Here is a 766-nt window from a genome sequence, read left to right as displayed (position 1 = left end):
CCCCCCCCCCCCCCCCCCCCCCCCCCCCCCCCCCCCCCCCCCCCCCCCCCCCCCCCCCCCCCCCCGCGACCGCGAGCGCGCACTGGCAGCGGGCTTCGACCGCCATTTCGTCAAGCCGGTGATGGCGGCGGATATCCTCGACGTGCTGGACGGCGTGGCGGCCCGGCGCGAGCAGCTACGCGACGTCGTTCCCGCGCAGGCGGGAACCCATGCTGAAGTGCCGAAGCCGCTCCGTTGAATGGCCACTGATTTTTCGATGTGCGGAATTCGGTAAGTCAGTATGGATTCCCGCTTTCGCGGGAATGACGAGTTTCCTCTACTTGGCGGCCGGCCGCGCGAAAAACGCGTCGATCTCTTCCAGCGTCTTGCCGCGCGTCTCGGGCAGCAGGAAAGCGGACGCGAGGAAGTACACGACCGTGCACGCGGCGCCGAAGAAGAAGATCGTGGAATAGCCGTGGCGGCCGACGGCCGGCAGGAACACGGCCGCGATCGACGTCGACACGAACTGGTTGATCAACAGCGCGATGCTCATGCCGTTCGAGCGGATCCGCGTCGGCATCAGCTCGGACAGCGCGAGCCACACGCACACGCCCGGCCCGATGGCGAAGCTCGCGACGAACAGGCAGATGGCCGCGGCCCCCGCGCCCCCCGCGACCGTGGACCGTGCAGACCCACGGCGAAGCCAATAAACCCCAAACGATCGACCTCGACCGCCTGGTAAAACTGGCGCCGCTGGAAGAGCGGATCTACCGCCTGCGCTGCGTGG

The 766-nt window shown here is 69.1% G+C and carries 2 protein-coding genes and 1 pseudogene; 2 read left to right on the top strand and 1 reads right to left on the bottom strand.

All coding sequences use genetic code 11. The annotated features are described in order from the left end of the window. Nucleotides 1-238, top strand: a 238-nt coding sequence (locus ACEN88_RS33225) for a hypothetical protein (protein WP_413346569.1), incomplete at its 5' end; no start/stop codon positions are given. Nucleotides 239-316: 78 nt separating this feature from the next. Here ACEN88_RS33225 and ACEN88_RS33220 read toward each other — a convergent pair. Beyond that, entirely contained in the window at nt 317-622 is a 306-nt protein-coding gene (locus tag ACEN88_RS33220) for an MFS transporter (protein ID WP_413346571.1), read from the bottom strand. Between the two features lie 29 nt (nt 623-651). On the opposite strand from ACEN88_RS33220, the pseudogene ACEN88_RS33215 reads away from it, so the two are divergent. Continuing rightward, nucleotides 652-766 (top strand): annotated as a pseudogene (locus ACEN88_RS33215) (protein-methionine-sulfoxide reductase catalytic subunit MsrP); the annotation flags it as partial.

This window comes from Massilia sp. CT11-108, assembly GCF_047302915.1.
Taxonomy (GTDB): Bacteria; Pseudomonadota; Gammaproteobacteria; order Burkholderiales; family Burkholderiaceae_D; genus Telluria; species Telluria orientalis.
This window is presented reverse-complemented; position numbering and strand designations above follow the sequence as displayed.